The organism is Pseudomonas sp. PDM26 (assembly GCF_019219185.1).
Classification (GTDB): domain Bacteria; phylum Pseudomonadota; class Gammaproteobacteria; order Pseudomonadales; family Pseudomonadaceae; genus Aquipseudomonas.
In genome coordinates, this window is sequence record NZ_JAHUWC010000007.1 from 296,857 (window position 1) to 320,998 (window position 24,142).

The 24,142-nt window shown below is 59.4% G+C and carries 29 protein-coding genes and 1 tRNA gene; 12 read left to right on the forward strand and 18 right to left on the reverse strand.

Translation table 11 applies throughout. From position 1 onward, the window contains the following. The first annotated feature begins 99 nt into the window (after positions 1-99). The 3 genes from KW849_RS16225 (at position 100) to tam (ending at position 1,815) form a co-directional block, all read left to right on the forward strand. Positions 100-258: a KGG domain-containing protein gene (locus tag KW849_RS16225; RefSeq protein ID WP_218430358.1), complete on the forward strand. Its 159-nt coding sequence runs from the start codon at positions 100-102 to the stop codon at positions 256-258. 72 nt (positions 259-330) lie between these two features. Continuing rightward, a complete protein-coding gene (locus KW849_RS16230; RefSeq protein ID WP_218430359.1) occupies positions 331-834 on the forward strand; it encodes a DUF4142 domain-containing protein in 504 nt (167 codons plus the stop codon). Between the two features lie 210 nt (positions 835-1,044). Continuing rightward, entirely contained in the window at positions 1,045-1,815 is a 771-nt protein-coding gene (gene tam, locus KW849_RS16235) for a trans-aconitate 2-methyltransferase (RefSeq protein WP_218430360.1), read from the forward strand. A gap of 39 nt (positions 1,816-1,854) precedes the next feature. Here tam and KW849_RS16240 read toward each other — a convergent pair whose 3' ends face one another. From KW849_RS16240 to KW849_RS31875, 9 genes are all read right to left on the reverse strand, one after another. Then, a complete protein-coding gene (locus KW849_RS16240) occupies positions 1,855-2,583 on the reverse strand; it encodes a bifunctional 2-polyprenyl-6-hydroxyphenol methylase/3-demethylubiquinol 3-O-methyltransferase UbiG (protein WP_218430361.1) in 729 nt (242 codons plus the stop codon). 80 nt (positions 2,584-2,663) lie between these two features. Next, entirely contained in the window at positions 2,664-2,933 is a 270-nt protein-coding gene (locus KW849_RS16245; protein ID WP_218430362.1) for a short-chain dehydrogenase, read from the reverse strand. A 449-nt stretch (positions 2,934-3,382) separates the two neighbouring features. Beyond that, the gene (locus tag KW849_RS16250) at positions 3,383-3,790 is read right to left on the reverse strand and encodes a type II toxin-antitoxin system HicB family antitoxin (RefSeq protein ID WP_218430363.1); all 408 of its coding nucleotides are present in this window, start codon (positions 3,788-3,790) and stop codon (positions 3,383-3,385) included. Between the two features lie 37 nt (positions 3,791-3,827). Further along, the gene (locus KW849_RS16255; protein WP_077184214.1) at positions 3,828-4,007 is read right to left on the reverse strand and encodes a type II toxin-antitoxin system HicA family toxin; all 180 of its coding nucleotides are present in this window, start codon (positions 4,005-4,007) and stop codon (positions 3,828-3,830) included. 294 nt (positions 4,008-4,301) lie between these two features. Beyond that, a tRNA-Gly gene (locus KW849_RS16260) sits at positions 4,302-4,375 on the reverse strand. A gap of 181 nt (positions 4,376-4,556) precedes the next feature. After that, on the reverse strand, positions 4,557-5,441 hold the full coding sequence (locus KW849_RS16265; RefSeq protein WP_218430364.1) for an alpha/beta fold hydrolase: 885 nt from the start codon (positions 5,439-5,441) through the stop codon (positions 4,557-4,559). A gap of 314 nt (positions 5,442-5,755) precedes the next feature. Next, entirely contained in the window at positions 5,756-6,448 is a 693-nt protein-coding gene (locus KW849_RS16270) for a pseudouridine synthase (protein ID WP_218430365.1), read from the reverse strand. Between the two features lie 36 nt (positions 6,449-6,484). Beyond that, the gene (locus tag KW849_RS16275; RefSeq protein WP_218430366.1) at positions 6,485-6,700 is read right to left on the reverse strand and encodes a cysteine-rich CWC family protein; all 216 of its coding nucleotides are present in this window, start codon (positions 6,698-6,700) and stop codon (positions 6,485-6,487) included. Then, positions 6,687-6,989: a GGDEF domain-containing protein gene (locus KW849_RS31875; protein WP_371319145.1), complete on the reverse strand. Its 303-nt coding sequence runs from the start codon at positions 6,987-6,989 to the stop codon at positions 6,687-6,689. Before KW849_RS31875 ends, KW849_RS16275 begins: the two co-directional genes overlap by 14 nt. Before the next feature lie 277 nt (positions 6,990-7,266). Here KW849_RS31875 and KW849_RS16290 point away from each other — a divergent pair, with 277 nt between their 5' ends. After that, positions 7,267-7,512 carry a hypothetical protein gene (locus tag KW849_RS16290; protein ID WP_115948418.1) on the forward strand — a complete coding sequence of 82 codons (246 nt, stop codon included), beginning with the start codon at positions 7,267-7,269 and terminating at the stop codon, positions 7,510-7,512. A gap of 167 nt (positions 7,513-7,679) precedes the next feature. Further along, positions 7,680-8,111 carry a hypothetical protein gene (locus tag KW849_RS16295; protein ID WP_218430367.1) on the forward strand — a complete coding sequence of 144 codons (432 nt, stop codon included), beginning with the start codon at positions 7,680-7,682 and terminating at the stop codon, positions 8,109-8,111. A 129-nt stretch (positions 8,112-8,240) separates the two neighbouring features. On the opposite strand, the gene KW849_RS16300 is transcribed toward KW849_RS16295, so the two are convergent. Further along, positions 8,241-9,353, reverse strand: a complete 1,113-nt coding sequence (locus tag KW849_RS16300) for an enoyl-CoA hydratase/isomerase family protein (RefSeq protein WP_218430368.1) — start codon at positions 9,351-9,353, stop codon at positions 8,241-8,243. Positions 9,354-9,485: 132 nt separating this feature from the next. On the opposite strand from KW849_RS16300, the gene ung reads away from it, so the two are divergent. Then, on the forward strand, positions 9,486-10,178 hold the full coding sequence (gene ung / locus KW849_RS16305) for a uracil-DNA glycosylase (RefSeq protein WP_218430369.1): 693 nt from the start codon (positions 9,486-9,488) through the stop codon (positions 10,176-10,178). A 175-nt stretch (positions 10,179-10,353) separates the two neighbouring features. On the opposite strand, the gene KW849_RS16310 is transcribed toward ung, so the two are convergent. From KW849_RS16310 to KW849_RS16330, 5 genes are read right to left on the reverse strand one after another with little or no spacing between them, the layout of a single operon-like run. Then, positions 10,354-11,394, reverse strand: coding sequence for an AbrB family transcriptional regulator (locus KW849_RS16310; RefSeq protein WP_218430370.1), 1,041 nt, complete (start codon positions 11,392-11,394; stop codon positions 10,354-10,356). Next, positions 11,387-12,901 carry a tripartite tricarboxylate transporter permease gene (locus KW849_RS16315; protein ID WP_218430371.1) on the reverse strand — a complete coding sequence of 505 codons (1,515 nt, stop codon included), beginning with the start codon at positions 12,899-12,901 and terminating at the stop codon, positions 11,387-11,389. The genes KW849_RS16310 and KW849_RS16315 overlap by 8 nt, the downstream gene beginning before the upstream one ends. 1 nt (position 12,902) lies before the next feature. Beyond that, entirely contained in the window at positions 12,903-13,361 is a 459-nt protein-coding gene (locus tag KW849_RS16320; protein WP_218430372.1) for a tripartite tricarboxylate transporter TctB family protein, read from the reverse strand. 59 nt (positions 13,362-13,420) lie between these two features. Then, positions 13,421-14,398 carry a tripartite tricarboxylate transporter substrate binding protein gene (locus KW849_RS16325; RefSeq protein WP_218430373.1) on the reverse strand — a complete coding sequence of 326 codons (978 nt, stop codon included), beginning with the start codon at positions 14,396-14,398 and terminating at the stop codon, positions 13,421-13,423. A 39-nt stretch (positions 14,399-14,437) separates the two neighbouring features. Next, the gene (locus KW849_RS16330; protein ID WP_218430374.1) at positions 14,438-15,727 is read right to left on the reverse strand and encodes an OprD family porin; all 1,290 of its coding nucleotides are present in this window, start codon (positions 15,725-15,727) and stop codon (positions 14,438-14,440) included. 237 nt (positions 15,728-15,964) lie between these two features. Between KW849_RS16330 and KW849_RS16335 the strand changes: the two genes are divergently transcribed. Both KW849_RS16335 and KW849_RS16340 read left to right on the forward strand, forming a co-directional pair. Beyond that, on the forward strand, positions 15,965-16,636 hold the full coding sequence (locus KW849_RS16335; RefSeq protein ID WP_007979804.1) for a response regulator: 672 nt from the start codon (positions 15,965-15,967) through the stop codon (positions 16,634-16,636). Continuing rightward, positions 16,629-18,017 carry a sensor histidine kinase gene (locus KW849_RS16340; RefSeq protein WP_218430375.1) on the forward strand — a complete coding sequence of 463 codons (1,389 nt, stop codon included), beginning with the start codon at positions 16,629-16,631 and terminating at the stop codon, positions 18,015-18,017. The genes KW849_RS16335 and KW849_RS16340 overlap by 8 nt, the downstream gene beginning before the upstream one ends. 145 nt (positions 18,018-18,162) lie before the next feature. On the opposite strand, the gene KW849_RS16345 is transcribed toward KW849_RS16340, so the two are convergent. Together KW849_RS16345 and KW849_RS16350 are read right to left on the reverse strand one after the other, a co-directional pair. After that, the gene (locus tag KW849_RS16345) at positions 18,163-18,984 is read right to left on the reverse strand and encodes an HDOD domain-containing protein (protein ID WP_218430376.1); all 822 of its coding nucleotides are present in this window, start codon (positions 18,982-18,984) and stop codon (positions 18,163-18,165) included. Between the two features lie 34 nt (positions 18,985-19,018). Beyond that, complete coding sequence (locus KW849_RS16350) at positions 19,019-19,960, reverse strand: folate-binding protein YgfZ (protein WP_218430377.1); 942 nt, start codon at positions 19,958-19,960, stop codon at positions 19,019-19,021. A gap of 149 nt (positions 19,961-20,109) precedes the next feature. Between KW849_RS16350 and KW849_RS16355 the strand changes: the two genes are divergently transcribed. Both KW849_RS16355 and KW849_RS16360 read left to right on the forward strand, forming a co-directional pair. Continuing rightward, entirely contained in the window at positions 20,110-20,364 is a 255-nt protein-coding gene (locus tag KW849_RS16355) for a succinate dehydrogenase assembly factor 2 (RefSeq protein WP_108216825.1), read from the forward strand. After that, positions 20,348-20,800, forward strand: coding sequence for a protein YgfX (locus KW849_RS16360; protein WP_218430378.1), 453 nt, complete (start codon positions 20,348-20,350; stop codon positions 20,798-20,800). The genes KW849_RS16355 and KW849_RS16360 overlap by 17 nt, the downstream gene beginning before the upstream one ends. On the opposite strand, the gene nadB is transcribed toward KW849_RS16360, so the two are convergent. Beyond that, complete coding sequence (gene nadB / locus KW849_RS16365; protein WP_218430379.1) at positions 20,769-22,385, reverse strand: L-aspartate oxidase; 1,617 nt, start codon at positions 22,383-22,385, stop codon at positions 20,769-20,771. The genes KW849_RS16360 and nadB overlap by 32 nt on opposite strands. A gap of 553 nt (positions 22,386-22,938) precedes the next feature. Between nadB and rpoE the strand changes: the two genes are divergently transcribed. Next, positions 22,939-23,520 carry an RNA polymerase sigma factor RpoE gene (gene rpoE / locus KW849_RS16370; RefSeq protein WP_003172477.1) on the forward strand — a complete coding sequence of 194 codons (582 nt, stop codon included), beginning with the start codon at positions 22,939-22,941 and terminating at the stop codon, positions 23,518-23,520. 31 nt (positions 23,521-23,551) lie between these two features. Beyond that, positions 23,552-24,139 (forward strand): sigma-E factor negative regulatory protein, encoded by a 588-nt coding sequence (locus KW849_RS16375; protein ID WP_108216828.1) that lies wholly within the window; start codon positions 23,552-23,554, stop codon positions 24,137-24,139. The last annotated feature ends 3 nt before the right edge of the window (positions 24,140-24,142 follow it).

The following is a 24,142-nucleotide window of genomic DNA, read 5'->3' on the forward strand; positions in this document are numbered from 1 at the left end:
CGTGGTATCCATGCAATTTTCTAAACCTTTTAGGACGCGCAACTTCAGATTCTATGGGGGCTGCAGCTCGCCGCGATCATCACCAGGAGGAAGAGAATCATGCCTAATTCAAGAAACTCGAACTCGGGAAACTTCGCCAACGATCGAACGAAGGCCTCTGAAGCCGGTCGCAAGGGTGGGAAAACCACCACCACGACCGTCGATAAAGACCCTGCCAAACCTGGCATGGGTCGCAAGGGCGGTCAGAAAACCCGCTAAAGGATGCAGGTGGTTTTGATTGAGAAGCGGGGGCGAAAGCTCCCGTTTGACTTTGAAAAGGAGGGCGCGACCATGAACCGGATGGCCACCCGATTATGTAATGTCAGTTTTGCCACGTTACTGGGCCTGATTGCCAGCAGCGCCTTTGCCCAGTCGCCCGCCGAGTTCATCGACGAGGCCTCGGCAAAAGGTATCGCCGATATCGAAGTGAGCCGCCTGGCGCACCAGAAATCCGAGTCCAAAGAGGTCAAGGACTACACTATCGTCGTCATCAACGACCGCACCACTGCGAACCAGCACTTGGCGAAAATCGCCAAACAACTGGATTTACCTGTCGCCCCGCGCGAAGAGGTTGTCGAAAAAGCCAAAGCCCTGATGCCACAAATCATGGAAGGGGAGACCTACGACGAGGCCTATGCAGCCAGTCAGGTGAAGACCACCCAGGAAGCCATCGATCAGTTGCAGCAGGAAGCACAAACCACCGACCTGCCGGAAATCAAGGCGTTCGCCGAAGAAACCCTGCCCAAATTGCAAAATCATCTGCAAATGGCCAAGGCGTTGCAGGCTAAAAGTTGAGCATAAGGATTGAACGCATACGGCGCGGAACTTTGATCACGCGCCGTTTTTTTTAGCTCTGATCCAGAGGCGGATTGGGGTTATGCGTTGAATTCAGGCCATTGAGGTCAAGTACTCGACGTGGCCGAAAAGATGATTCTCTGAAACATTTGGCGGTGTTCGCTGCGGTATCGTAGCCGCCCGAGGACAACACACCGACAGGAGAACGCAATGAGTTGGTCCGCCAAACAGTACGTCGCTTTTGAAGATGAACGCACCCGTCCCGCCCGTGACCTGCTGGCGGCCATTCCCGCCGGGGACGTGCGTTCGGCCATCGATATCGGTTGCGGCCCCGGTAACTCCACCGAGTTACTGGTGGAGCGTTTTGCCGATGCCACAGTGCGCGGGCTGGACAGTTCCAGCGACATGATCGAAGCCGCTCGCAAGCGCTTGCCGCAGGTGCAGTTCGACATCGCCGACATCGACACCTGGAATGACAGCGGCCCGTTCGATGTGATTTTCGCCAACGCGGTGTTGCAGTGGGTGCCTGATCACGCCACGTTGCTACCGTCGCTGGTGAGCAAACTGGCGCCGGGTGGCAGCCTGGCCGTCCAGATGCCTGACAACCTGAATGAACACTCGCACCGCTTGATGCGTGAAGTCGCCGCTGATGGCCCTTGGGTCGGCAAACTGGCAGGCGCCGCCGGGCAGAGGGCTGAAATGGCCGATGCCAGCGGTTACTACTCGATACTCAAAGCCTGTTGCACCCGCGTCGATGTGTGGCGCACCACTTACCACCATCCCTTGGCGGGCGGCGCGTCTGGCGTGGTGGAGTGGTTCAAGGGCAGCGCGCTGCGGCCGTTTCTCGATCCGCTGGATGAGACGGAACGGGTGCAATATCTGAAGCAGTATCAGGTTGCTATCGAGCGGGCGTATCCGGTAGTGGCCGATGGTTCGGTACTGCTGCCATTTCCGCGACTGTTTATCGTCGCAACCCGCTGATGGGAAAAAGGGACAGACTTATCTGTCCCTTTTTATCCATCAACGCTGAACGCCGACCAGCATCATCATCGGCCGTTCCCGCTCTTCGGCAAGCGCTGGCTGCGCCGCCACCTCGGCATCGCTCGGCCCCCATTCGTTGACATGGCGGATGCTGAAACCCGCCGCTATCAGCGAGTTGAACAACGTCCCGATGGTTCGATGCTGCTTGATCACGCCGTCCGCCAGCCAGTTGGTCACTCGCTCGCCTTCCATCTGATAACCGTCCACGGGCCAACTCTTGCGGCCCTCGGCATCGATGATCCAGCCAGGATTGCGCGGAGCCATGAAGATCGGGTGCTCGATGGAAAACACGAAATGCGATCCGGGTTTGAGGGCTGCGTAGAGATGCGTGAACAGTCCAGGCAAGTCCTTGATGTAATGCAGTGCCAGGGAGCTGTAGGCCAGATCGAACGTGGCGGCGGGCAGATCGAGCTGTTCCAGGTCGGCGCGCTCATAACGGATGTTGGATGCGGATGTGGACTTGCGTGCCTGTTCCAGCATCTTTTCCGAAACATCCAGACCGAGCACGCATTCGACGCCTTGCTCACTGGCCCAACGGCAAAACCAACCGTAGCCGCAACCGAGATCCACCACCTTCAAGCCCTGCATGGGCGGCAGCATGGCCTTCAGTGCAGGCCACTCCGGCGCGGCATCGAGACCGCCGATGGAGCGGGCCATCTGGCTGTAGCCCTGGAAAAATTGAGGGTTGTCGTAGATGTTTTGAGTCATGTAAAAGTCCATGTCCCGGAAAGAAAAAGCCCGAACATAGTACCGGACCAAGCCAGCACTGGAAGATCGGGCATGGGACGTCAGGACGGAGCTGCATCCATGCGTCGAGCGATAACGTCCAGCACATCGCAACCGTCGCGTAGCGGCACGCAGCAGAGCAATGCGAAGTCGCTCAGCACCACGATGTCAGAGGTCAGGTCGCCGCACATTGCGAGATTTTCAAGAAGCTGAGTTACGGCGCGAATTCTGTAGCTGGCGGTGCTGAGCAGGGAGTGCAGGGGTTGGGTGGTGTTGACGTAGAGGGAGGGGAGGTCGTCGGCGTTGCTGGTTAAAGCCATGAATTCTTTCATGAGTGAGTACCAATTGTAGGTGGAAGACCTACCACTCAATCGTCGCCAAACAATAGGGTGGTAGCTGTACGCGGGTTGGCGAACCGGACAATGGTAAAACCGGCAGACCCGAAGGTCTCCCACGCACAGCTACCGAAAAAGCAGCCAAGCGTGATCAAAAGTGCTCCGAGAAATCCTCGGAGCCTTCTGTACCGTTGTTACCGAGTCGCCAAACCCGATACGCCATTTGGGCGCGGTCGGACTATAGGTCTCATGACAAAGGCACAGCAATGCGCAAGTGTACGGACATTTCCCAGTGTCGTGTAGGACGTTGCTTTTTCTGGCGTTGATCTCCGTTGGGCCTTTAAAAGTGGGTCTTTGCACTGACTTCGACGGGCCCTTCATCAAATCCCGCCCACAAAAAAACCGGCCACTTGGGACCGGTTTGTTCATTTCAAAAAGCAACGTTCTTAGCCCTGTTGCAACACCTTGAGTGCCGCCGAGGCCAGAAAACCCGAACGACTTTTCTCTTCCGGGTGGTGCAGTACGTATTCATCAATCCGGTTGAGCAGGTAGCCAGGCAAAGTGATATTCAGCTTCTGGGCCTTGCCCAGATATTTGGTTACATCAATGTCCACCAGCGCCCATGCACACCCAGCGTACTTTGGGTTGGCAGCATGCAAGGTCACTTTATTGGCAGGGGGAATTGGTGATCCGTCTTCGGCCAGAATCTCGAAGTGGCCCTCGATGGCTTCCCGCGCCATGGCCATCGCGTCATCCAGGTCTTCCCCAGCGGAAAAGCACCCTGGAATGTCAGGAACTTCCACGCCCCAGGCGTGTTTATCGTCCCCCATTGAAATTGCAATTGGGTACAGCATGTTGATTGTCCTCCACGGACGTAGCGCATCGGGCTCCTCAGAGCAGCGCCTGTTGCAAAATACTGATGGCCGTTTTCTTGAGCAGATCTTTCTTCGGGTGAGGGACAGTCACCAGCCCCGGTTTGGTCGGATGCTTGAAGTGATGATGGCTGCCTCTGATCCGTACCAGATACCAGCCGTCCGCAACGAGTTGGCTTATCAAAAATCGGCTATTCACATCACCTCCCTGTGGTGTGCTTGTGGTTACTATACCTACTGAAATTTTGTTATCAACACTATACCTACCAAACCCTCCTGGGTTCGGCGGGAAAGCGATAGGCTTCGAGTCTAGGAGGGCGCTGTGGCAAAGGCTTTGGGTAAGCCTGTCATTACCTGTTTTGTGTATTGCGAGGTTTTGCCGTGAACACGTGACACTCGAATTTCAGGCATAAAAAAACCGGCCATCAAGGCCGGTTTTTTCTGTCTCTACATCCCCCGTCAAAACCACCCTGACGTGAGATAAAAATTCGATTGGAGCGGGTGAAGGGAATCGAACCCTCGTTATCAGCTTGGGAAGCTGGAGTAATGCCATTATACGACACCCGCTCAGAGCGTTGACTTTGTACCAGATACGGCCATGGATTTGAAGTTTTTCTTTACGTGGGGCGGGTTTAACGCAGATGTGACAAAAAAGCCCGGACCGTCTGACGGTCGATCGCGGGCAAACCTCGCGCCTGCAGAATACGTTTAACGCAGCAGGGCGGGGCTTGCTCGCGATGACGCTACTTCAGATTGCCAATGCATGATGTTCCTGGACTTTGTGGTAACGCGGTCGGCTTTCGTGTTGCGCTGGTTTCAGGAAACCCATCAGTGCGTTGCGGCTGTCTCGGCAGGCGGCTTTGTGCTCCATGTCGAGAAAGTGGCCGGTGGCCTGAAGGGTACTGAACGTGCTGTGTTGCACGTGGCTTTCGAACAACCGGGCGTCGGCGGCGGCGGTGTATTCATCCCATTCGCCGTTGAGGAACAGCACTGGCACGTCGATTTTTTTCGCCGCGTGCAGGTAGCACTGGCGGTCGCTGTGCAGCACGTCGTTGATGTGGAAGTGCATCTGCCCGTACTCATGTTCGGCCAGGGAGCTGACGTGGCGATAGTTGAAACGCTTGAACAACGACGGCAGGTGTTTGCCGATGGTGTCGTTCACCAGGTGCCCGACCCGGTCGCGGTCCAGGTTGCCGAGGTGTTCGACGCCGCGCTCGAGGTAGTCGAGCATGTGTGCGTTGATCACCGGGGAGAACGAGCTGATCACGGCTTTTTCGATGCGCCGTGGTCGTTGCGACAACGCCATCATGGTCGCGGCACCGCCCCAGGAAAACGACAGCACGTGTTCGGCGGCGAAGTGGTCGATCAGCTCAAGCAGGATCTGTCCTTCGATTTCCTTGGTGAGCATTTTCTCATGCAGGTTGTGGGCTTTTGACCGGCCCGCGTAGGGCTGGTCGTAGCAGACGACGTTGAACTGCGGATGGAGGTTTTTCACGGTTTGTGCAAACGACGCAGTCGTGGCCATCGAGCCGTTGACCAAGATAATGGTCTTCTCTGCGGCGTCTGCGCGATAGAACTCCGTGTAAACCCGATACTGACCCTGTATATCCAACACAGCGATTTCTGGCCTCATGTCATAAGACTCCTGGCAAGCGGGTATGCGCGCAAATAGAGATTGCACGAGCTTTGTGACAGGTAGGCATACGCCTGGAATTTGAGAGGCCCATGTCGATCCACTGCAGTCCGGTCGACGGGTATTGTTATTGGCGGGCAGTCTGCCGGATGAGGCCGGAACCCCTGGGTTCCTACCGGCAAAAAGTTTCTTAGAAGTATGTGGTGACTCGTCGGTCACATTTCGGCCGACGTCCTGATTCAAGCAGGGGTCACGTCATCGCGCAAGTGCCATTGGTAAATTGTTCGACAACTTTCTGCTCGGCGGTCGCCTGCTTAGATCAATCCGATCTCTGCATCGCTCAGTGAGCGGTATTCGCCCGGTTTCAACGCGTCGTCGAGCACCAGCGGCCCCATGCGTTCGCGGTGCAGGCGCATCACCTTGTTGTTGAAGTGGCCGAACATGCGCTTGACCTGGTGATAGCGGCCTTCGACGATGCTCAGGCGTGCGCACTTTGGCCCGAGCAGCTCTAGCCCGGCCGGTTGCGTGGTGAGGTCTTCGAAGGCGAAGTACAGCCCTTGGCTGAACTTGATCGCGTATTCGGGGCCGATGTCCTGTTCGGTTTCGACGTAATAGACCTTGGGCAGTTTGGTCTGTGGTTGGGTCAAGCGTCGCGACCAGCTGCCGTCGTTGGTGATCAGCATCAGACCGGTGGTATTGAAATCCAGGCGTCCGGCGATGTGCAGTTCTTCCTTGTCCGGCTCGTGGATCAAATCGAGCACGGTCGGGTGCTGCGGATCCTTGGTAGCGCTGACGCAACCGGCAGGTTTGTGCAGCATGAAGTGGCGCAGGGGTTTACCGACTTGCAGCACGTCGTTGTCGACTTCGACGCGGCTGAATTCGCGGACTTCGCTGTGCGGGTCGCTGACGACTTTTCCGTCAACCCTGACGCGTTTTTCCACCAGCAACAGGCGCACCTGTTTACGGTTGAAGCACGGCAGGTTGCTGAGGAAACGGTCGACGCGCATGGCTTAGGATCAGTGAAGAAAGGGGCGCGCATCTTACTAGAACGATTCGGGCGCTGCTTGCAACTGCGCCTCGACCTCGGCGCAACGCGGGCACAGGCACGAGGCGTTGCGCAGTTCCGTCGGCAGCGCCTGGAGCACCGCCGGGTCGATGCTGACGCCGTAGCACCAGCAGGCGCGGTCAGCGGTTCGCGGGTCGGCCAGGGTGCAGTCGTTGGGGGCGCCGCAGGCGGGGCAGAGCTCAGGCTGGTTCATGGACGGAGTGAGACTTCTCTACGCAGGTTCGGTTGCGGCCACATTGTTTGGCCCGATGCATCGCATGATCCGCCCGCGACAGCAGGCTGTGCAAGGTGTCATCGGGCTGCAGGGTGGTGAGACCGATGCTCACCGTCATCGGCAGTTCGGTGTTGGCGATGTTGTCGCGGATCGATGCCCGAGAGGCGTAGTAACTGAAACAGGAGGTAGCGAGGAAGCCTGTGCTCAGCAATACGACCAGCGTGAGGACCAACGAGCGTTGAGAATACAGTGGCGAGCGAAGCGGCATGGCAGCTCCATTGGCAGTCATTCGATGGCATGCATTCCAGGGGGAGTGCCGGGAAATAACTGCTCCATGCGCGCCGCGAATGGTCGTTCCCACATGCCACGGAGGGTTACACCCGGCCCTGCAGGAGCTGAGCGTGCGCGCAAGTGCACCGCATTGGAACGTATCCGCCGCTGATCAGAAGGCACTCGCGGCGTTGCACTTGGCAGAGTTTTGCCAGTCAAAACAGATGTCAGCCGGTGTGTGCCGACTGCTGTCACAGGTCTTTACGGAGGCCGTCATGTTGCGTCGATTGTTGTTTGGTGCAGTGCTCGGTTTTGGATTGTCTGGCTGCTACTACTACGACGGTCCTGCCGATGTTTACGCGGCACCTTATTACTATCCCGGTTACTACTCGCCTTATTACCACGGCGGCTATTACGGCCCACGTTATTACGGTGGTTATCGCTCCTATTACTACGGTGGGCATGGTTATTACCGTGGCCACGGCTATCACGGCGGTGGATATCGCGGTGGCCACCATTAACCAGGGCGTGAAGGGATGAAAAACCTTTCATCGGCCAGATGTTTCCACTTGTTTCAGGCGCGCACCAGATTCCGAATTCGATGTCTGATATTTCGACAGTCATCGAACATTTGATTGTCGCCTGCCAGCGTCGCTGGTGTGGCTTACCCGCGGTCCAGGAGGCCGCCATGCTCTGTCGAATACTTCTGCTAGCTGTGTTGGGATTATCCCTTGGTGGGTGCGCGCCTTACTACGACGAAGGAGGCAGTTACTACAGTTCCGAGGTGTATACCTCGCCTGCGCCAACCTATTACACCGGGGGGCATTCTTACTATTCCAATGGTTATTACACACCGCCACCCCGGTATTACGTGCCGCCAGCGCGGTATTACCAGCCGACACCACGCTATTACTCGCAGCCGCGGATCTATCAACCGTCGCGCCATTACCAGTCGGCCCCTCGTTACTATCAGCCGTCGCGGGGCGACTACCGCATGCATCAGAACCATGGCTGGGACGGCCGTAGCCGTGGGAACTGGAACAACGACTATCGCGGTCACGACGGGCGCAACCATCGTAGTGAACGTGGCGGTCACAACTGGCGGGGTAACCACCGCTAATCATTAAACTGAATACAAAACCTGTGGGAGCGAGCCTGCTCGCGAAGGCGGTGTGTCAGACACCTATAGCGTCAACTGACAGACCCTCTTCGCGAGCAGGCTCGCTCCCACATTTTTTATGCCCGGACTTCAGTACTCGGACAGGTCCGCCAACGGATGCCGACCTTCCCACGCCTTGTGAAAATGCGCCTCTACCACCGCGTTTGGCACGTTGTTGATATCCGGCCAGTGCCAGTGCGGCTTCTGATCCTTGTCGATCAACCGGGCACGTACGCCTTCGCTGAATTCCGGATGACGACAACAGTTGAGGCTCAGGGTGTATTCCATCTGAAAGACTTCGGCCAGCGACAGGTGCCGGGCACGGATGATCTGCTCCCACACCAGATGAGCGGTCAGCGGTGCGCCTTCGCTCAGGGTCCTGGCCGCGCGGTTCAGCAACAGATCCCTGTGATCGCGCAAGGCGCTGATGGCCTTCCAGGCGCAACGCACGTCGCTGACATCCAGCAGTTCGTCGATCTGCTGACGGCGCGGCAGCCACTGGGCTTCGGGCATCTGCGCCACGGCTTCCTGCTGCAGGGCCTTGAGCAGGCTGTTGAGCTGCATCGGTGTCTGTTCCTGCCAGTTCAATTGCAGCAGACCTTCGATCAACTTCGGCTGCTGCTCATCGAGCAGGAAACGATCTGCCAGGTCCAGGTCGATGGCATCGCGGCCGTTCATGTGCGCACCGGTCAGGCCCAGGAACAACCCGAGCTTGCCGGGCAGGCGCGACAGAAACCAACTGGCGCCAACGTCCGGGTACAGGCCGATGCTGATCTCCGGCATGGCCAACCGGCTACTCGGCGTGACAATACGGATGCCTGCCCCTTGCAACAGTCCCATGCCGCCGCCGAGCACATAGCCGTGGCCCCAACAGATCAACGGCTTGGGGTAGGTGTGCAGTTTGAAGTCCAGGCGATACTCCGCCGCAAAAAACTGCGCAGCCAGTGGCGGTACTTCACCCGGATGGACGCGACAGGCTTGCACCAGGCTGCGCACTTCGCCGCCGGCGCAAAAAGCCTTGGCGCCGTTACCGCGCAAAAGGACGCAAACGATCTGCGGGTCCTTGGCCCAAGCCTCCATGCGGTCGCGCAGGGCGTTGATCATCGGCAGGGACAGGGCGTTGAGGGAATTTTCGGCATCCAGGCTGGCGATGCCAATGCGGGCGCCGTCCGTGCCGGTGAGTTCTTCGAAGTGCAGATTCATCGTGACCTCGATCGGGAATTTGAAGGTTAAGTATGATCGGTGTATGGGAAAGTGCCGGATCTGCGTCAGATCAATTGACAAGTGTGGTGAGCTTTCCTAGGGTTCGCCCCATTGTTTTTGCCGGATGTAACCATGACTGCTGACGACCGTATCAAACTCGAACCGGGCTGGAAGGAGGCACTGCGTGCCGAATTCGACCAGCCCTACATGGCAGAATTGCGAAACTTCCTGCAACAGGAACGGGCGGCCGGCAAGGAGATCTATCCGCCGGGGCCGATGATCTTCAGCGCGCTCAATTCCACGCCGCTGGACAAGGTCAAGGTGGTGATCCTCGGCCAGGATCCTTATCACGGCCCGGGCCAGGCCCATGGTTTGTGCTTTTCGGTGCAACCCGGCGTACCGGCGCCGCCGTCGCTGGTGAACATCTACAAAGAGCTCAAGCGCGACCTGAACATCGATATCCCCAACCATGGCTACCTGCAGAGCTGGGCCGATCAGGGCGTGCTGATGCTCAACACCACTATGACCGTCGAGCGCGCCAACGCCAATGCGCACAAGGACAAGGGCTGGCAGCTTTTCACCGATCGAATCATTGAAGTGGTCAGCCAGCAGCAACCGCACCTGGTGTTCATGCTGTGGGGCGCCCATGCCCAGAGCAAGCAGAAACTGATCGATGCCACCAAGCATCTGGTGTTGACCTCAGTGCACCCGTCACCGCTGTCGGCCTATCGCGGCTTCCTCGGTTGCGGGCACTTCAGCCGCACCAACAAGTTTCTGGAACAGAACGGCGAGACGCCTATCGAGTGGCGGTTGCCGCCGGTTTAGGGTGGGTGGAGGGCTTTTGTGGCGAGGGGGCTTGCCCCCGTTGGGCTGCGAAGCGGCCCCAAATCCAGTAAATGAGTTTTTTCTGAATCACCGCGCGCGCAGTATTTACGACTGCTGCGCAGCCGAACGGGGGCAAGCCCCCTCGCCACAGTCATCACCTGCCTCCAGGATTGCGTCAGGACTTTTCCGGATTGCGGTTCCAATACCTGAACAACGGCTCCGCCAGAAACAGCACAAACAACAGCCGCATTACCTGCATCGCCGTCACCAGCGGCACCGACAGTTGCAGGGTTTCCGCCGTCAGGCTCATCTCGGCGATGCCGCCGGGCATCATGCCCAATGTTAGCGAACGCAGGTCCAGATGGGTCAGCGCGCTCAAGCCCAATGCCGCCACCGTGGCGATCAGCATGGTCAACGCCGTGCCAATCAAGGTGCGGCCCATGAACGATGGCGCACGCCGGAAAAACTGCCGGTTGAAGTGACAGCCCAGACCGCTGCCGATCAACCATTGGCCGATCTGGCTACCGCCGTTGGGTAAACCGATGTGCAGATCCCAGCCGATGCTGACTGCCGCACTGACCAGCAATGGCCCGAACAGCCAGGGATTGGGTTGACGCAGGCGTTCCCAGATCCAGGCGGCCAACGCGCCAGCAGGAAACAATACCGCCAGCCAGCGCCAATCGATGCTGCCAACATGGGAAATCGGCGCCCCGTCGCCCAACAGATACTTGAAGGCAGCCGGTACGCACAGCACCACCACCAACACCCGCAAACTCTGCCCCGCCGCCACACGGCTGAGTACCGCACCATTGCGGGCGCCGAGGTTGACCATTTCCCCGGAACCACCGGGCATGCTGGAAAAGAACGCCGTGGCGCGGTCTTCACCGGTGCGGCGCATCAGCCACACGCCGACCACGGCAGACAGGCTGGTGACCAACGCACCGAAGAAGATCAGACCGAAATGACTCAGTACCTGTTCCATCACTAGCGGGGTGAAGTGCAGGCCGATACCGATGCCGACGATCCACTGGCCGCACTTGCGACCGCCAGGGATTTCGGCCAATTGCCAGGGTGTCAGGCAGCGCACGAGGATGATCGCCAGCAACGAGCCGACCATCCACGGCAAAGGCCAGCCGACCTGGCTGGCGAGGTAGCCGCCAAGCAGGCCGACCAGCGGGGTTCCCCACCAGTTTCTGAAGGGGGGCCGATCAGACATCGGCGATAGCGCGCTGCGTGGCCGAACGTTTGCGCCAGATGCGCAGGATCGGCATCAACAGCATGATCGCCGTCAGGACCCAGACACCGAAGGTGATCGGGCTCGACCAGAGGATTTCCAGCGCACCGTTGGAAATCGACAGGGCGCGGCGCAGGTTCTGTTCCATCAAGCCTCCGAGGATGAAGCCCAGCAATACCGGCGACAACGGGAAGTCCAGTTTGCGCAGGATATAACCGAAGATGCCGATGCCGATCATCAGGAACAGGTCGAACGTGGTGGCATGCACCGCGTAGACGCCGATCCCGGTAATAATCGCAATCACCGGCACCAGTGCCCAGTTTGGCACCGCGAGGATGCGGGTGAACACGCGGATCATCGGGATGTTGAGGATCACCAGCATCACGTTGGCGATGAACAACGAAGCGATCAGGCCCCAGACGATGTCGGGTTGTTCCTGGAACAGCAACGGGCCTGGGGTGATGTTGTACAGCGACAGGGCGCCGATCATCACGGCCGTGGTGCCGGAGCCTGGAACACCGAGGGTCAGCATCGGCACCAACGCACCGCAGGCCGCGCCACCGATGGCGGTTTCCGGGGCGGCAAGGCCGCGCTTGTCACCTTGGCCGAATTTGCCGCCAGCACCGGCGATGCGTTTCTCGGTCATGTAGGCCACGGCACTGGCCAGGGTCGCGCCGGCACCCGGCAACACGCCCATGATGAAACCCAGTACGCCGCAACGAATGTTCACCGTGAACACCGACGCCGCTTCCTTGAAGTTGAACATCATGCGCCCGGTGGCTTTCACCGCTTCCTGGCCGTGATGGGTTTTTTCCAGCAGCAGAAGGATTTCGCTGATGGAGAACAGACCGAGCACCAGCACGACGAACTGGATGCCGTCAGTCAGGTGGATGTTATCCCCGGTGAAGCGATACACGCCGCTGTTGGCGTCGATGCCGACGCTCGACAGGAACAGGCCGATCAGCGCCGCGATGAACGTTTTCAACGGACGGTCACCGGCCATGCCGCCAAGGCAGACAATTGCAAACACCATCAGCACGAAGTATTCCGCCGGCCCGAAGGCAATCGCCCATTTCGCCAGCAGCGGGGCGAACAGCACCATGCCGCAGGTCGCGATGAAGGCACCGATGAACGAGCTCCATGCCGACAGCGACAGCGCGACACCGGCCAGGCCCTGGCGGGCCATCGGGTAGCCATCGAGGGTAGTCATCACGGTAGACGCTTCGCCCGGGATGTTCAGCAGAATCGAGCTGATCCTGCCGCCGTATTCGCAACCCAGGTACACCGCCGCCAGCAGGATCAGTGCCGATTCCGGTGGCAGGCCGAGGGCGAATGCGATCGGGATCAACAGTGCCACGCCGTTGATCGGACCGAGGCCCGGCAACAGCCCGACCACGGTGCCGATCAGGGTGCCGCACAGTGCAGTCACCAGGTTGTACGGGCTCAGCGCGACGCCGAAGCCCTGACCCAAATAGCCAAGAGTATCCATATCAGTTCTCCAGAACGTCGAGCAGGCCGAGGGGCAGCGGTACGTCCATCACGCGGTCGAACAGCAGGTAGAGGCCGACGGCCATCAGGCTGATGATCACGATGCTGGGTACCCAGCGGCCGCCATACAGACGGGCCATGGGCACGCCGATCAGGATGCTGGCGACGATGAAACCCAGCGGTTCGAAGGTGCCGGCGAACACCAGCAACAGCACCACACAGACTCCGATTTTGGTCAGGGTTTCGCGATCCAGCGGCGGCTCGTCATCGCTGTGCTTGATCGGCGCAGGACGAAATACCATGTACAACAGTGCCGAGCCCATCAGGCCGAGCATCAACAACGGGAAGGCCCGAGGCCCCACCGGTTCGTAGGAAAAAGCCGCTTGATACGGCCACGCCATCAGTGCCAGGCCGATACAGGCCAGCAATAGCACCGAGGCGAAAATGCGTTGTAAGAGCATGGGGAACTCCTGGGCTGCGGCCCCGCCAACACGGAGCCGCAACCGCTAGACAGAGACGATCACTGGATCAGGCCGAACTCTTTGGCCAGCACTTTGTAGTCCGCAACCTGCTTTTTCACGTAGGTGTCCAGTTCCGGGCCGGTCATGGCGAACGGGAAGAGCTCGCGCTGATCGCGCAACTTGGCGAAGTCTTCGGAAGCCAGCAATTTGTCGAAAGCCGCTTTCCACCAGGCGTAGTCTTCGTCGCTGACTTTTGGCCCGAGGTAGAAGCCGCGCACCACCGGCCAGACGATGTCGTAGCCTTGCTCACGTGCTGTCGGGATGTCCTTCATTTCCGGCTCGTCTAGACGCTTGTCGGAGAACACTGCCAACAAACGCATGTCACCGCTCTGGATGTGCGGCATGGAGTCGGAGATGTCGGTGCTGCCGACCTGGATGTGCCCACCGAGCAGGGCGGTGGCGATTTCACCGCCGCCTTCGAGGGCGACGTAACGCAGGTCACGCGGGTTGATCCCGGCAGCCTTGGCGATCAGCGCGGTCTGCATCCAGTCCTGGCTGCCGACGGTGCCACCGGAACCGATCACCACTTTGCTCGGATCTTTCTTCAGTGCCTGAACGAGGTCGTCCAGAGTCTTGTAAGGCGAATCGCTTTTAACCGCGATGGCGCCATAGCTGGTGCCAACGGCGGCCAGCCAGCGCACGTTGGTTTCATCGAAACGACCGAACTTGCCTTGCGCAAGGTTCAGCAGTGAACCACTGGACCAGGCCACCAGGGTGCCGGCATCGGCCGGACGCTGGGCGACCACCGCGTTGTATGCCACCGCGCCGACACCGCCGGGCATGTAGGTCACGCGCATCGGTTTGGTCAGCAGTTTTTCGTTGACCAGCGCGCTTTGCGCCAGTTTGCAGGTCAGGTCGAAACCACCGCCGGGCGAGGCCGGGGCGATGCATTCCGGGCGTTTGGGTTCGGCGAGCGCTTGGCCGGTGAGCAGCAGGACGCTGGCGGCGAGGGCTAGTTTACGCATTGACAGGTTCATTCAAGTCTCCTTGGGAGTTGTTGTTATTGACGTACTGAATTACCAAAGGGCAACGCTATAGCTCACCAGCAGACGCACTTCATCGGCATCGCGGGCGGAGTAGTTGGAGCGGTAGGTGGCATTGCGCAGACGCACGGCGACATCCTTGAGCGCGCCGCTTTGTACAACATATTTAATCTCGCTGTTACGTTCCCACTCTTTGCCTTCGTCACCGTTCTTGAGCTTGATGTTGTCACCGCTCACGTAACGGCTCATGAAGGTCAGGCCGGGGACGCCGAGGGTGACGAAGTCGAAGTCATAACGCGCTTGCCAGGAGCGCTCTTGGGCGCCGGCAAAGTCGTTGATCTGCACGAAGTTCACCAGGTACGGGTCGCTGCCATCCACATATGGGAACGCGCTGTCGCCGGACATGTGCTGGTAGCCCGCGCTGAACTTGTGCCCGCTCAAGGCATAACTCACCAGGCCGTTGAGGGACTTGTTGTCGATCGGGCCGCCACGGGCCTCGCCCTGGTCATCACTGATGGCAAATCGCAGGTCGCTGGCAACGGTGCCAGGGCCGAACGGCTGCGAAGCAACCAGCCCGAGATAGTGCTGGTTGTAGACTTCATCGAGTTGCGCGAAGTGGTAGCTGCCGGTGATTTTGTCGGTGAACTTGTAGTCCACGCCGCCAAAGTCGAAGTGCTTGCCAGCCACTGTTCCGGCGAAGCGGTTGTTCTTGTTGTTGAGGGCTACGTCCTCGAAGTCGGTGCTGTCGCGATCCTTGGCCTTGTCCAGACGCCCGCCGGTGAAGGTCAGGTTCTTGATCTCCCTGGAGGTCAGCATGCCGCCTTCAAAGGTCTGCGGCAGGATGCGTCCGTCGTTGGGCTTGAGGATCGGCAGTTCCGGAATCAGGGTGCCGATTTTCAGCTCGCTGGCGGAGATTTTCACTTTGCCGGTCAGGCCGAGCTTGGAGTATTCGTCGACGGCTCGCCCATCGTCAGTCGGTAGCAGGCCGGTACCGGTGCGGTCAGGGCTTGAATCGAGCTTGACCCCCAACATGCCCAGCGCATCGACACCGAATCCCACAGTACCGTCGGTGTAGCCTGATTTAAGATTGAGCATGAAACCCTGGGCCCACTCGTCACGCTTGGACTGTTGGGCACTGGTGCCGTCGCGATAATCGCGATTGAAGTACATGTTGCGGGTTTCGAAAGTGGCCGAGCTGTCGTCGAAGAATGCGGCCTGGCTCAACGGTGAAAAACCGGCAAGGGCAGCAGCGCTGGCAAGCGCAGTGTGGCTGAAACGGGAGAGGCGGGCAGGCGCGATAGCCTGGGTCTGCAGGGACTGCATGGATGACTTACTCCGTTTATTGTTCTTATTTGTCGAAAACGCTTCGAGGCGTTTTTCGTATCGCTGTGTGGCTGCAGCGACGGCAGTCGAAACTGTCCGTGGCTGGACTGTAACGGGCTAACCTTTCGCTAAGCTTTCAGCTGACTTTCACGGTTTTCGGGCTTCACAGCGGCGGTTGCGGCTGTAAACTTCGCGCCAAAGAATGGCGTCGACCATCCCTGAACGAGGTAAAGATCCATGCGTGTCCTGCTCGTCGAAGACCATTTGCAGCTCGCCGAAAGTGTCGCCCAGGCGCTCAAGAGCACCGGGTTGACCGTGGACGTTCTGCACGATGGCGTGGCAGCCGACCTGGCGCTGGGCAGCGAGGAGTACGCCATGGCGATCCTCGACGTCGGCTTGCCGCGCATGGATGGTTTCGAAGTGCTGGCGCGTTTGCGGGCGCGGGGCAAGAACCTGCCGGTGTTGATGCTGACCGCCCGCAGCGACGTCAAGGATCGGGTCCATGGCCTGAACCTCGGCGCCGACGACTACCTGGCCAAGCCGTTCGAACTGACCGAACTCGAAGCCCGGGTCAAAGCCTTGTTGCGCCGCAGCGTGCTGGGCGGTGAACGCATTCAGCGTTGCGGTGTGCTGGCCTATGACCTGGAAACCCGGCGCTTCACCCTCGGCGAAGAATTGCTGACCCTGACTTCCCGCGAGCAAGCCGTACTCGAAGCCCTGATCGCACGCCCCGGTCGGGTGATGAGCAAGGAGCAATTGGCGTCGCAAGTGTTCGGTCTCGATGAAGAGGCCAGCCCCGATGCGATCGAAATCTACGTGCACCGGCTGCGCAAGAAACTCGATGGCCAGCCGGTTGCCATCGTGACCTTCCGCGGCCTCGGTTACTTGCTGGAAAGCCGCGATGCATAAGCCCAGCAGCCTGCGCTGGAGGTTGTTGTGGAACCTGGCGCTGTTGCTGGTGGTGTTGATGCTGGCCAGTGGTTTGAGCGCCTACTGGAACGGTCGTGAAGCAGCCGACACGGCCTATGACCGGACTTTGCTCGCCTCGGCGCGGACCATCGCCGCAGGCCTGTCCGAGCACGATGGGAGCCTCAGCCTCGACGTGCCTTATGTCGCCCTCGATACCTTCGCCTACGACAGCGCCGGGCGGATTTTCTACCTGGTCAACGACATCAATCAGAAGCTGATTTCCGGTTACGAAAACCTGCCCGCGCCGCCGCCGGGAACGCCGCGCACCGATGACTATCCAGCGCTGGCACGTTTCTACAACGCCCAGTACCGCGGGCAGAACGTGCGCGTGGTGAGCCTGCTCAAGCCCGTGAGCGAGCCGAACATGAACGGCATGGCGGAAATCCGCGTGGCGGAAACCGATGAAGCGCGGGTGAGCATGGCCCGCAGTCTGGCGACAGATACTTTGCTGCGCCTGGGCATGCTTGCGGGTGGGGCCTTGATGTTGGTGTGGTTCGCGGTGAGTGCCGCGTTGCGTCCGCTGGAGCGCTTGCGCACGGCAGTGGAGGAGCGTCAGCCGGACGATCTGCGGCCCTTGCCATTGGTGGAAGTCCAGCGCGAATTGTGGCCTCTGGTGCGCGCCCTCAATCACTTTACCGAGCGCTTGCGCGGGCAGTTCGAGAAGCAGGCGCAATTCATCGCCGATGCCGCCCACGAACTGCGCACGCCGCTGGCGGCGCTCAAGGCACGACTGGAACTGGGCATGCGCTCAGTCGAGCCCGAAACCTGGCGCAGCACGCTGGAAACCGCCGCCCAGGGTACTGATCGCTTGACCCATCTGGCCAATCAGTTGCTTTCCATGGCACGGGTCGAAAATGGCGCCCGGGCGATTGCCGAGGGCGGCGCGCAGTTACTCGACCTCAGTCAGTTGGCTCGGGACCTGGGCATGGCCATGGCGCCGCTGGCCCACAAGCGCGGCATCGCGCTGGCGCTGGAAGCGGATGAACCCGTCTGGTTGCGGGGCGAGCCGACATTATTGAACGAACTGCTGAGCAATCTGGTGGATAACGCACTGGCTCACACGCCACCGGGTGGCAACGTGATTTTGCGCGTCTCGGCGCCCGCCGTACTGGAAGTCGAAGATGATGGCCCCGGCATTCCTCTCGAGGAGCGCGATCGGGTATTCGAGCGGTTCTACCGACGCAATCAGCAAGTGGCCGGTTCAGGGTTGGGGTTGGCGATTGTCGGTGAGATCTGCCGCGCGCATCTGGCGCAGATCAGCCTGCATGATGGTGAGCACGCAGGGTTGAAGGTGCGGGTGAGTTTTGTTGCGGGGGATTGATCACTTCTTTTGTGGCGAGGGAGCTTGCTCCCGTTCGGGTGCGCAGCACCCGTAGAATCAGTAAATGCGGTTTGTCCGAAATACGCGGTGCATGGTTCGGGGCCGCTTCGCAGCCCAACGGGGGCAAGCCCCCTCGCCACAATGGTCAGTAAAACATCGTGCGTGTTTCTTCCAGGTCGGCGCATATCGCCTTGTCGTCAAAGTCGATTCCGAGTGCCTTGTAGGCCGGTACATTCAATGCATCGGCACGGGCGAGCGGGTGATCGGTGTCCTGCAGGCAATACAGGCTGGCCACCTGCACCAGATCCACATAATCGACCTGCGCAGACTGGCGTTTGAAGTTCAGGTACAGCTGCGGCACTTGCACCAGCATGTCGGGAAATTCCCAGACCCTGAGCAGTTTTTCGCCGATCAGCGGATGAATCTGATCGATCACATGGTTGAGGCTGACCGGGTCGGACAGCAGCTCATAGTGATCTTCGGCGTAGGTCAGGATCGGCAGCACGCCGATCTGATGCACCAGCCCGCCAAGGGCCGCCTGATCGGGCTTGAGTCGGGTATGGCGGCGGCACAAGGCGTAGCTGACGCCGGCGATTTCCAGGCTTTTACGCCAGACATCGCGCATCTTCTGTTCAACCACGTCGGAGCGGGCATGGAAAATCTGCTCCATGACCAGGCCGATCGCCAGATTGCAGCTGTAGTTGATGCCCAGACGGGTGATCGCGGTATGCAGATCGGTCACTTCCTGGGTCGCGCGCAACAGTGGGCTGTTGACCACTTTGATCAGGCGTGCCGACAGCGCGGTATCGCGGCCGATCACTTTGCTCAGGGTACTGACGCTGACTTCCGGGTTTTCTGCGGCCTTGCGAATCCGCAGGGCCACTTCCGGTAACGTTGGCAGAACCAGGTCATCGTTATTGATGGCCTCAACCAAATCCTTTTGGACCTTTTCCGCCAGTTCGCTCATTTAGTCTCTCTAGGGGGCGCGCCAAGTGCTGCCGTTATTGCTGGATTTCGCGATCGCGGTCCAGTTCATAAGGCAGGTCGAGCAGTTGCAGGGACGGCCCCTCGAGCTCGCCCAGGTGGATGTCTCCACTGTCTGCTGCTTCGGCTTGCAACACAGCCAGGAGTTCAATGTTCTGCCCGGCGCGGGCAGCCAGCACCACTTCGCCAATGGAACTGCCGTGGGTCGGGGAAAACAGCGCGGTACCCGGTTCAGGCAGTTCGCTGACCGTCAGTTGCAGGCGATACAAACGGCGCTTGAGTTTGCCCAGGTACTGCATGCGCGCGACGATTTCCTGCCCGGTGTAGCAACCTTTCTTGAAACTCACGCCACCGACCGCTTGCAGGTTGAGCATCTGCGGGATGAACAACTCGCGGGTGTCGGGCATGACCTGGCCGATCCCTGCGCGGACCTGGCCCAGCAGCCATTGATTGAGGTCGCCTTCGCTCAGCACCACCGATAGCTTGCCTTTGACCGCATCGGCTTGACCGGCGGAGGCCCACAACTCGGCGCGTTGCGGCGAGACACGGATGGCGATCAGCCCATCGTTGCGCACGACGCTGTCGGTTTCTGCCGGCAGGTCCAGACCGAGGCTGACCAGTGCAGCGTCGCCATGGTCAACGCCGAAGCGAACCCAGGCGGCACTTTCGTCGGTCAGTTTCGACTTGGAAAACACGGCGTATTTTTTCAGGTCCGCCAGTTGCGGTTCGAGCAATGCGGTGGCCATGGCCAGGACCACGCCATCTCCTTCGAGCAGGATGCGGAAACTCGATTGCATCCGGCCTTTCTGGGTGCAGCGCGCACCGAGGCTGGCCCGGGATTCGCTCAGGTAGTTGAGATTGCAGGTCAGTTGGCCTTGCAGGAATTTGCTGGCGTCCGCGCCGCGGACCGCGAGAACACCTTCATGAGAAAGGGTGCAGAAAAAAGCAGAATCGGCCATGGGTCATCGCAGGGTAAAGAGTCTGGCGGACATCATAAGGGGGCGCCTTCGAAATGGGTAGTTCACAAAGGATCACCGGTGCCCGACCAAAGCCGACTGTTCGACGGGGCGCGGGCCTGTATACTTGCGGCCTATTTGAGGAGCGCTCCATGGTCGAAGATGTTGAACTGAACCGCCTCTACTGGCACAGCCGCCGCGGCATGCTTGAACTTGACGTGCTGCTGGTACCGTTTGTGAAAGAGGTTTACCAGCACCTCAACGAGGTTGATCGCGCCTGCTACGTCAGGTTGCTCGAATGCGAAGATCAGGACATGTTCGGTTGGTTCATGGAACGCAACGAATCCGAAGATCCTGAGCTGCAACGCATGGTTCGCATGATCCTGGATCGTGTTCAGCCCAAGTAATTCGTTCGAATGCCGCTGGCATGCCTCACGGCAGTTGCTGGCGGCGTATCTTCTGGCCCAGCTGCTCACGTTGGGTTCGCTGTTTTTACTGTCGATTCCGGTCTGGGCCAGCGCGCTCGGCGTCGCGCTGTGTGTGGCTCACGGCCTCTGGCTGTTGCCCCGGCAGATCTTGCTGACGCACCCGCAGGCCTTTTGCGGCTTGCGGCGCGATGCCGATGGCTGGCAATTGTGGAGTCGGGCCAAGGGTTGGCAGCCCGTGCAACTGAGACCGGACAGCCTGGCGCTGCCGTTGGTGGTGGTACTGCGTTTTCGACTACGTGGTGAGCGCCGGGTCCGGGCCATTTGCGTGCCCCGGGATGCGCAGGCGGCGGATGTGCACCGACGCCTGCGGGTCCGGCTCAAGTTCAGCCGACGTAGGTGGGCGGCACCAGAATAGTGTCCAGTGCGACCGGCAACAGGTTCGGGTAGTCGAGGGTGTAATGCAGGCCACGGCTTTCCTTGCGCTCCATGGCTGACAGAATCATCAGCTCGGCCACTTGAGCCAGGTTGCGCAGCTCGATCAAATCCCGGCTGACCTTGTAGTTACTGTAGAACTCGTCGATTTCATCCAGCAGCAATTGCACGCGGTGTTGCGCCCGTTGCAGACGCTTGTTGGTGCGCACGATGCCGACGTAGTCCCACATGAATCGCCGCAGCTCATCCCAGTTGTGCGCAATGATCACGTCTTCATCGGAATCGGTGACCTGGCTCGCATCCCAGGCGGGAAGGGGGACTGGCATCGGAATCCGGGGCAGCTGTTCAAGAATGTCTGCGGCCGCCGAGCGGGCATAAACGAAACATTCCAGCAGCGAGTTGCTGGCCATGCGGTTGGCGCCGTGCAGGCCGGTGAAACTGGTTTCGCCAATGGCGTACAGACCCGGCACGTCGGTGCGGCCCTGTTGATCGACCATCACACCACCGCAGGTGTAGTGCGCAGCCGGGACCACCGGAATCGGTTGCCTGGTGATGTCGATGGAAAATTCCAGGCAGCGTTCGTACACCGTCGGGAAGTGCGTCTTGATGAAAGCTTCGGGCTTGTGGCTGATGTCCAGATAGACGCAATCGACGCCCAGGCGCTTCATTTCATGGTCGATGGCCCGTGCGACGATGTCCCGTGGTGCCAATTCGGCCCGTGGATCGAAGCGCTGCATGAAGCGTTCACCGTTGGGCAGCTTCAGGTGGGCACCTTCGCCTCGCAGGGCTTCAGTGATCAGGAAGCTCTTGGCTTGCGGGTGATACAGGCAAGTGGGGTGGAACTGGTTGAATTCCAGGTTCGCCACCCGGCAGCCTGAGCGCCAGGCCATGGCAATGCCATCGCCGCAGGCGCCGTCAGGGTTACTGGTGTACAGGTAAACCTTGGCCGCACCACCGGAGGCGAGGATCACAAAACGGGCGCCATAGGTGTCGACTTCGCCGGTACCGCGATTGAGTACATAAGCGCCGAGGCAGCGATCACCTTCCAGGCCCAGGCGTTTCTCCGTGATCAGGTCAACCGCCACCCGCTGTTCCAGCAATTCGATGTTGGGTCGTTTCCTGGCCTGGTCGAGCAGGGTTGTGAAAATGGCAGCGCCCGTGGCATCGGCGGCGTGGATGATGCGCCGATGGCTGTGGCCGCCCTCGCGGGTCAGGTGGAACTCGAAGCCGCCATCTTCGTTGCCCGACTGTTCATCGCGGGTAAAGGGCACGCCCTGGTCGATCAGCCACTGAATGGCTTCCTTGCTGTGCTCGACGGTAAAACGCACAGCGTCCTCATGGCACAGGCCGCCGCCGGCATTGAGCGTGTCATCGACATGGGATTCAACGGTATCGGTGTCATCCAGCACGGCCGCAACGCCACCCTGGGCCCAGAACGTCGAGCCATTGGCGAGGTTGCCCTTGCTCAGTACGGCAATGCGCAAATGACCGGGCAAGGTCAGCGCAAGGCTCAAGCCGGCAGCACCGCTGCCAATTACCAGAACATCGTGTTGAAACTGTTGGCTCATTTCAGGATTCCGCTCAAAGCGACCCGGGTCGGGGGTTGGCGCAGCTGGACTGGCGAGTCAAAGCAGCCGCACTGCCCACTAGTATATAGAGGGGGGGAGCGGCACAATACCCGAGCTGGCATGGCATTGTGAAACTACTGTGACGCAAAATATCGGTCGCTTCGTCGGATGTTTTTCTGCCCGTTGGGCGCAAGAATGACCGTATCGCCGATTTAACAGTCTTTTTCCCTACACGGTTGCACAATGTCAGGTCGGCGCAGCTATAAATATTTGGAACTTTTGCCAAAGGGCCAAGATCAATAGACGGTTGTCTGAAACATGGGACAGTGTCGGCTTCAGTGCGAGATTGCAGTGCGATCCTTGCCGAAGAATCCGATGACAAGATTATCCGCGCGGCCGGGTCAACTCGTGCTGCGCTTTTCGTGCGTGCCAAATCAGAGCCCGCAGGAAACTTGCCTGGAGGGGGAGAACTTTTGCGAAAAGCCCGAGTCTATGTTTGCAAGTCTGGTGATTTACTTCTGCAAGCCTCCTCCGAGCTCATCGAGGAGTGTTCATGCTAACCCAGGAAGAGGATCAGCAACTGGTCGAGCGCGTTCAGCGCGGCGACAAGCGTGCTTTCGATCTGCTAGTGCTGAAATACCAGCACAAAATTCTCGGGTTGATCGTGCGTTTCGTGCACGACACCCATGAAGCCCAGGATGTGGCACAAGAAGCCTTTATCAAGGCGTACCGTGCACTTGGAAATTTTCGCGGAGACAGCGCGTTTTATACGTGGCTTTACCGCATCGCCATCAACACGGCGAAAAACTATCTGGTTTCACGCGGCCGTCGGCCGCCGGATAGCGATGTCAGTTCCGAGGATGCAGAGTTCTACGATGGCGATCATGGCCTCAAGGATCTCGAGTCGCCAGAACGGGCTTTGCTGCGGGATGAGATCGAAGGCACGGTCCATCGAACCATTCAGCAACTGCCGGAAGATTTGCGTACGGCTTTAACTTTACGTGAATTTGATGGTCTGAGTTACGAGGACATTGCGAGCGTCATGCAATGTCCGGTAGGCACCGTGCGCTCCCGGATCTTCCGCGCCCGGGAGGCCATCGACAAAGCCCTGCAGCCGTTGTTGCAGGAAAACTAAAGACAGCGGCGACAGCCAAGAGAGGAACGCCATGAGTCGTGAAGCCCTGCAGGAATCGCTGTCCGCAGTGATGGATAACGAAGCGGACGAATTGGAATTGCGTCGGGTATTGAATGCCTGCGACGATGTTGAAACCCGTGAAACCTGGGCTCGTTATCAGATCGCTCGGGCAGTGATGCACAAGGATCTGCTGCTTCCTCGTCTGGACATCGCTGCGGCTGTTTCTGCTGCCCTGGCTGACGAAGCCGTACCGGCAAAACCTTCCCGTGGTCCATGGCGTAGCCTGGGTCGTCTGGCGGTCGCAGCTTCCGTGACCCTGGCGGTGCTGGCCGGTGTGCGTCTGTACAACCAGGATGAGATCGCCGGTGTCGAACTGGCCCAGCAATCCAGTCAACCCGCACTGGCCGCTCCTCAAGTAAAAGGCCCTGCTGTTCTGGCAGGCTACAATGAGAGTTCGGAAGCTACTGGCCCCATGGCCAGCGGTGTATTGCAAGGTCAGCCAGGCTGGCACGATCAGCGTCTGCCAGGCTATTTGCGCCAACATGCTCAACAGGCTGCACTGAAAGGCACTGAGAGCGCTCTGCCGTACGCTCGTGCCGCAAGTCTGGAAAACCGTTAAGGA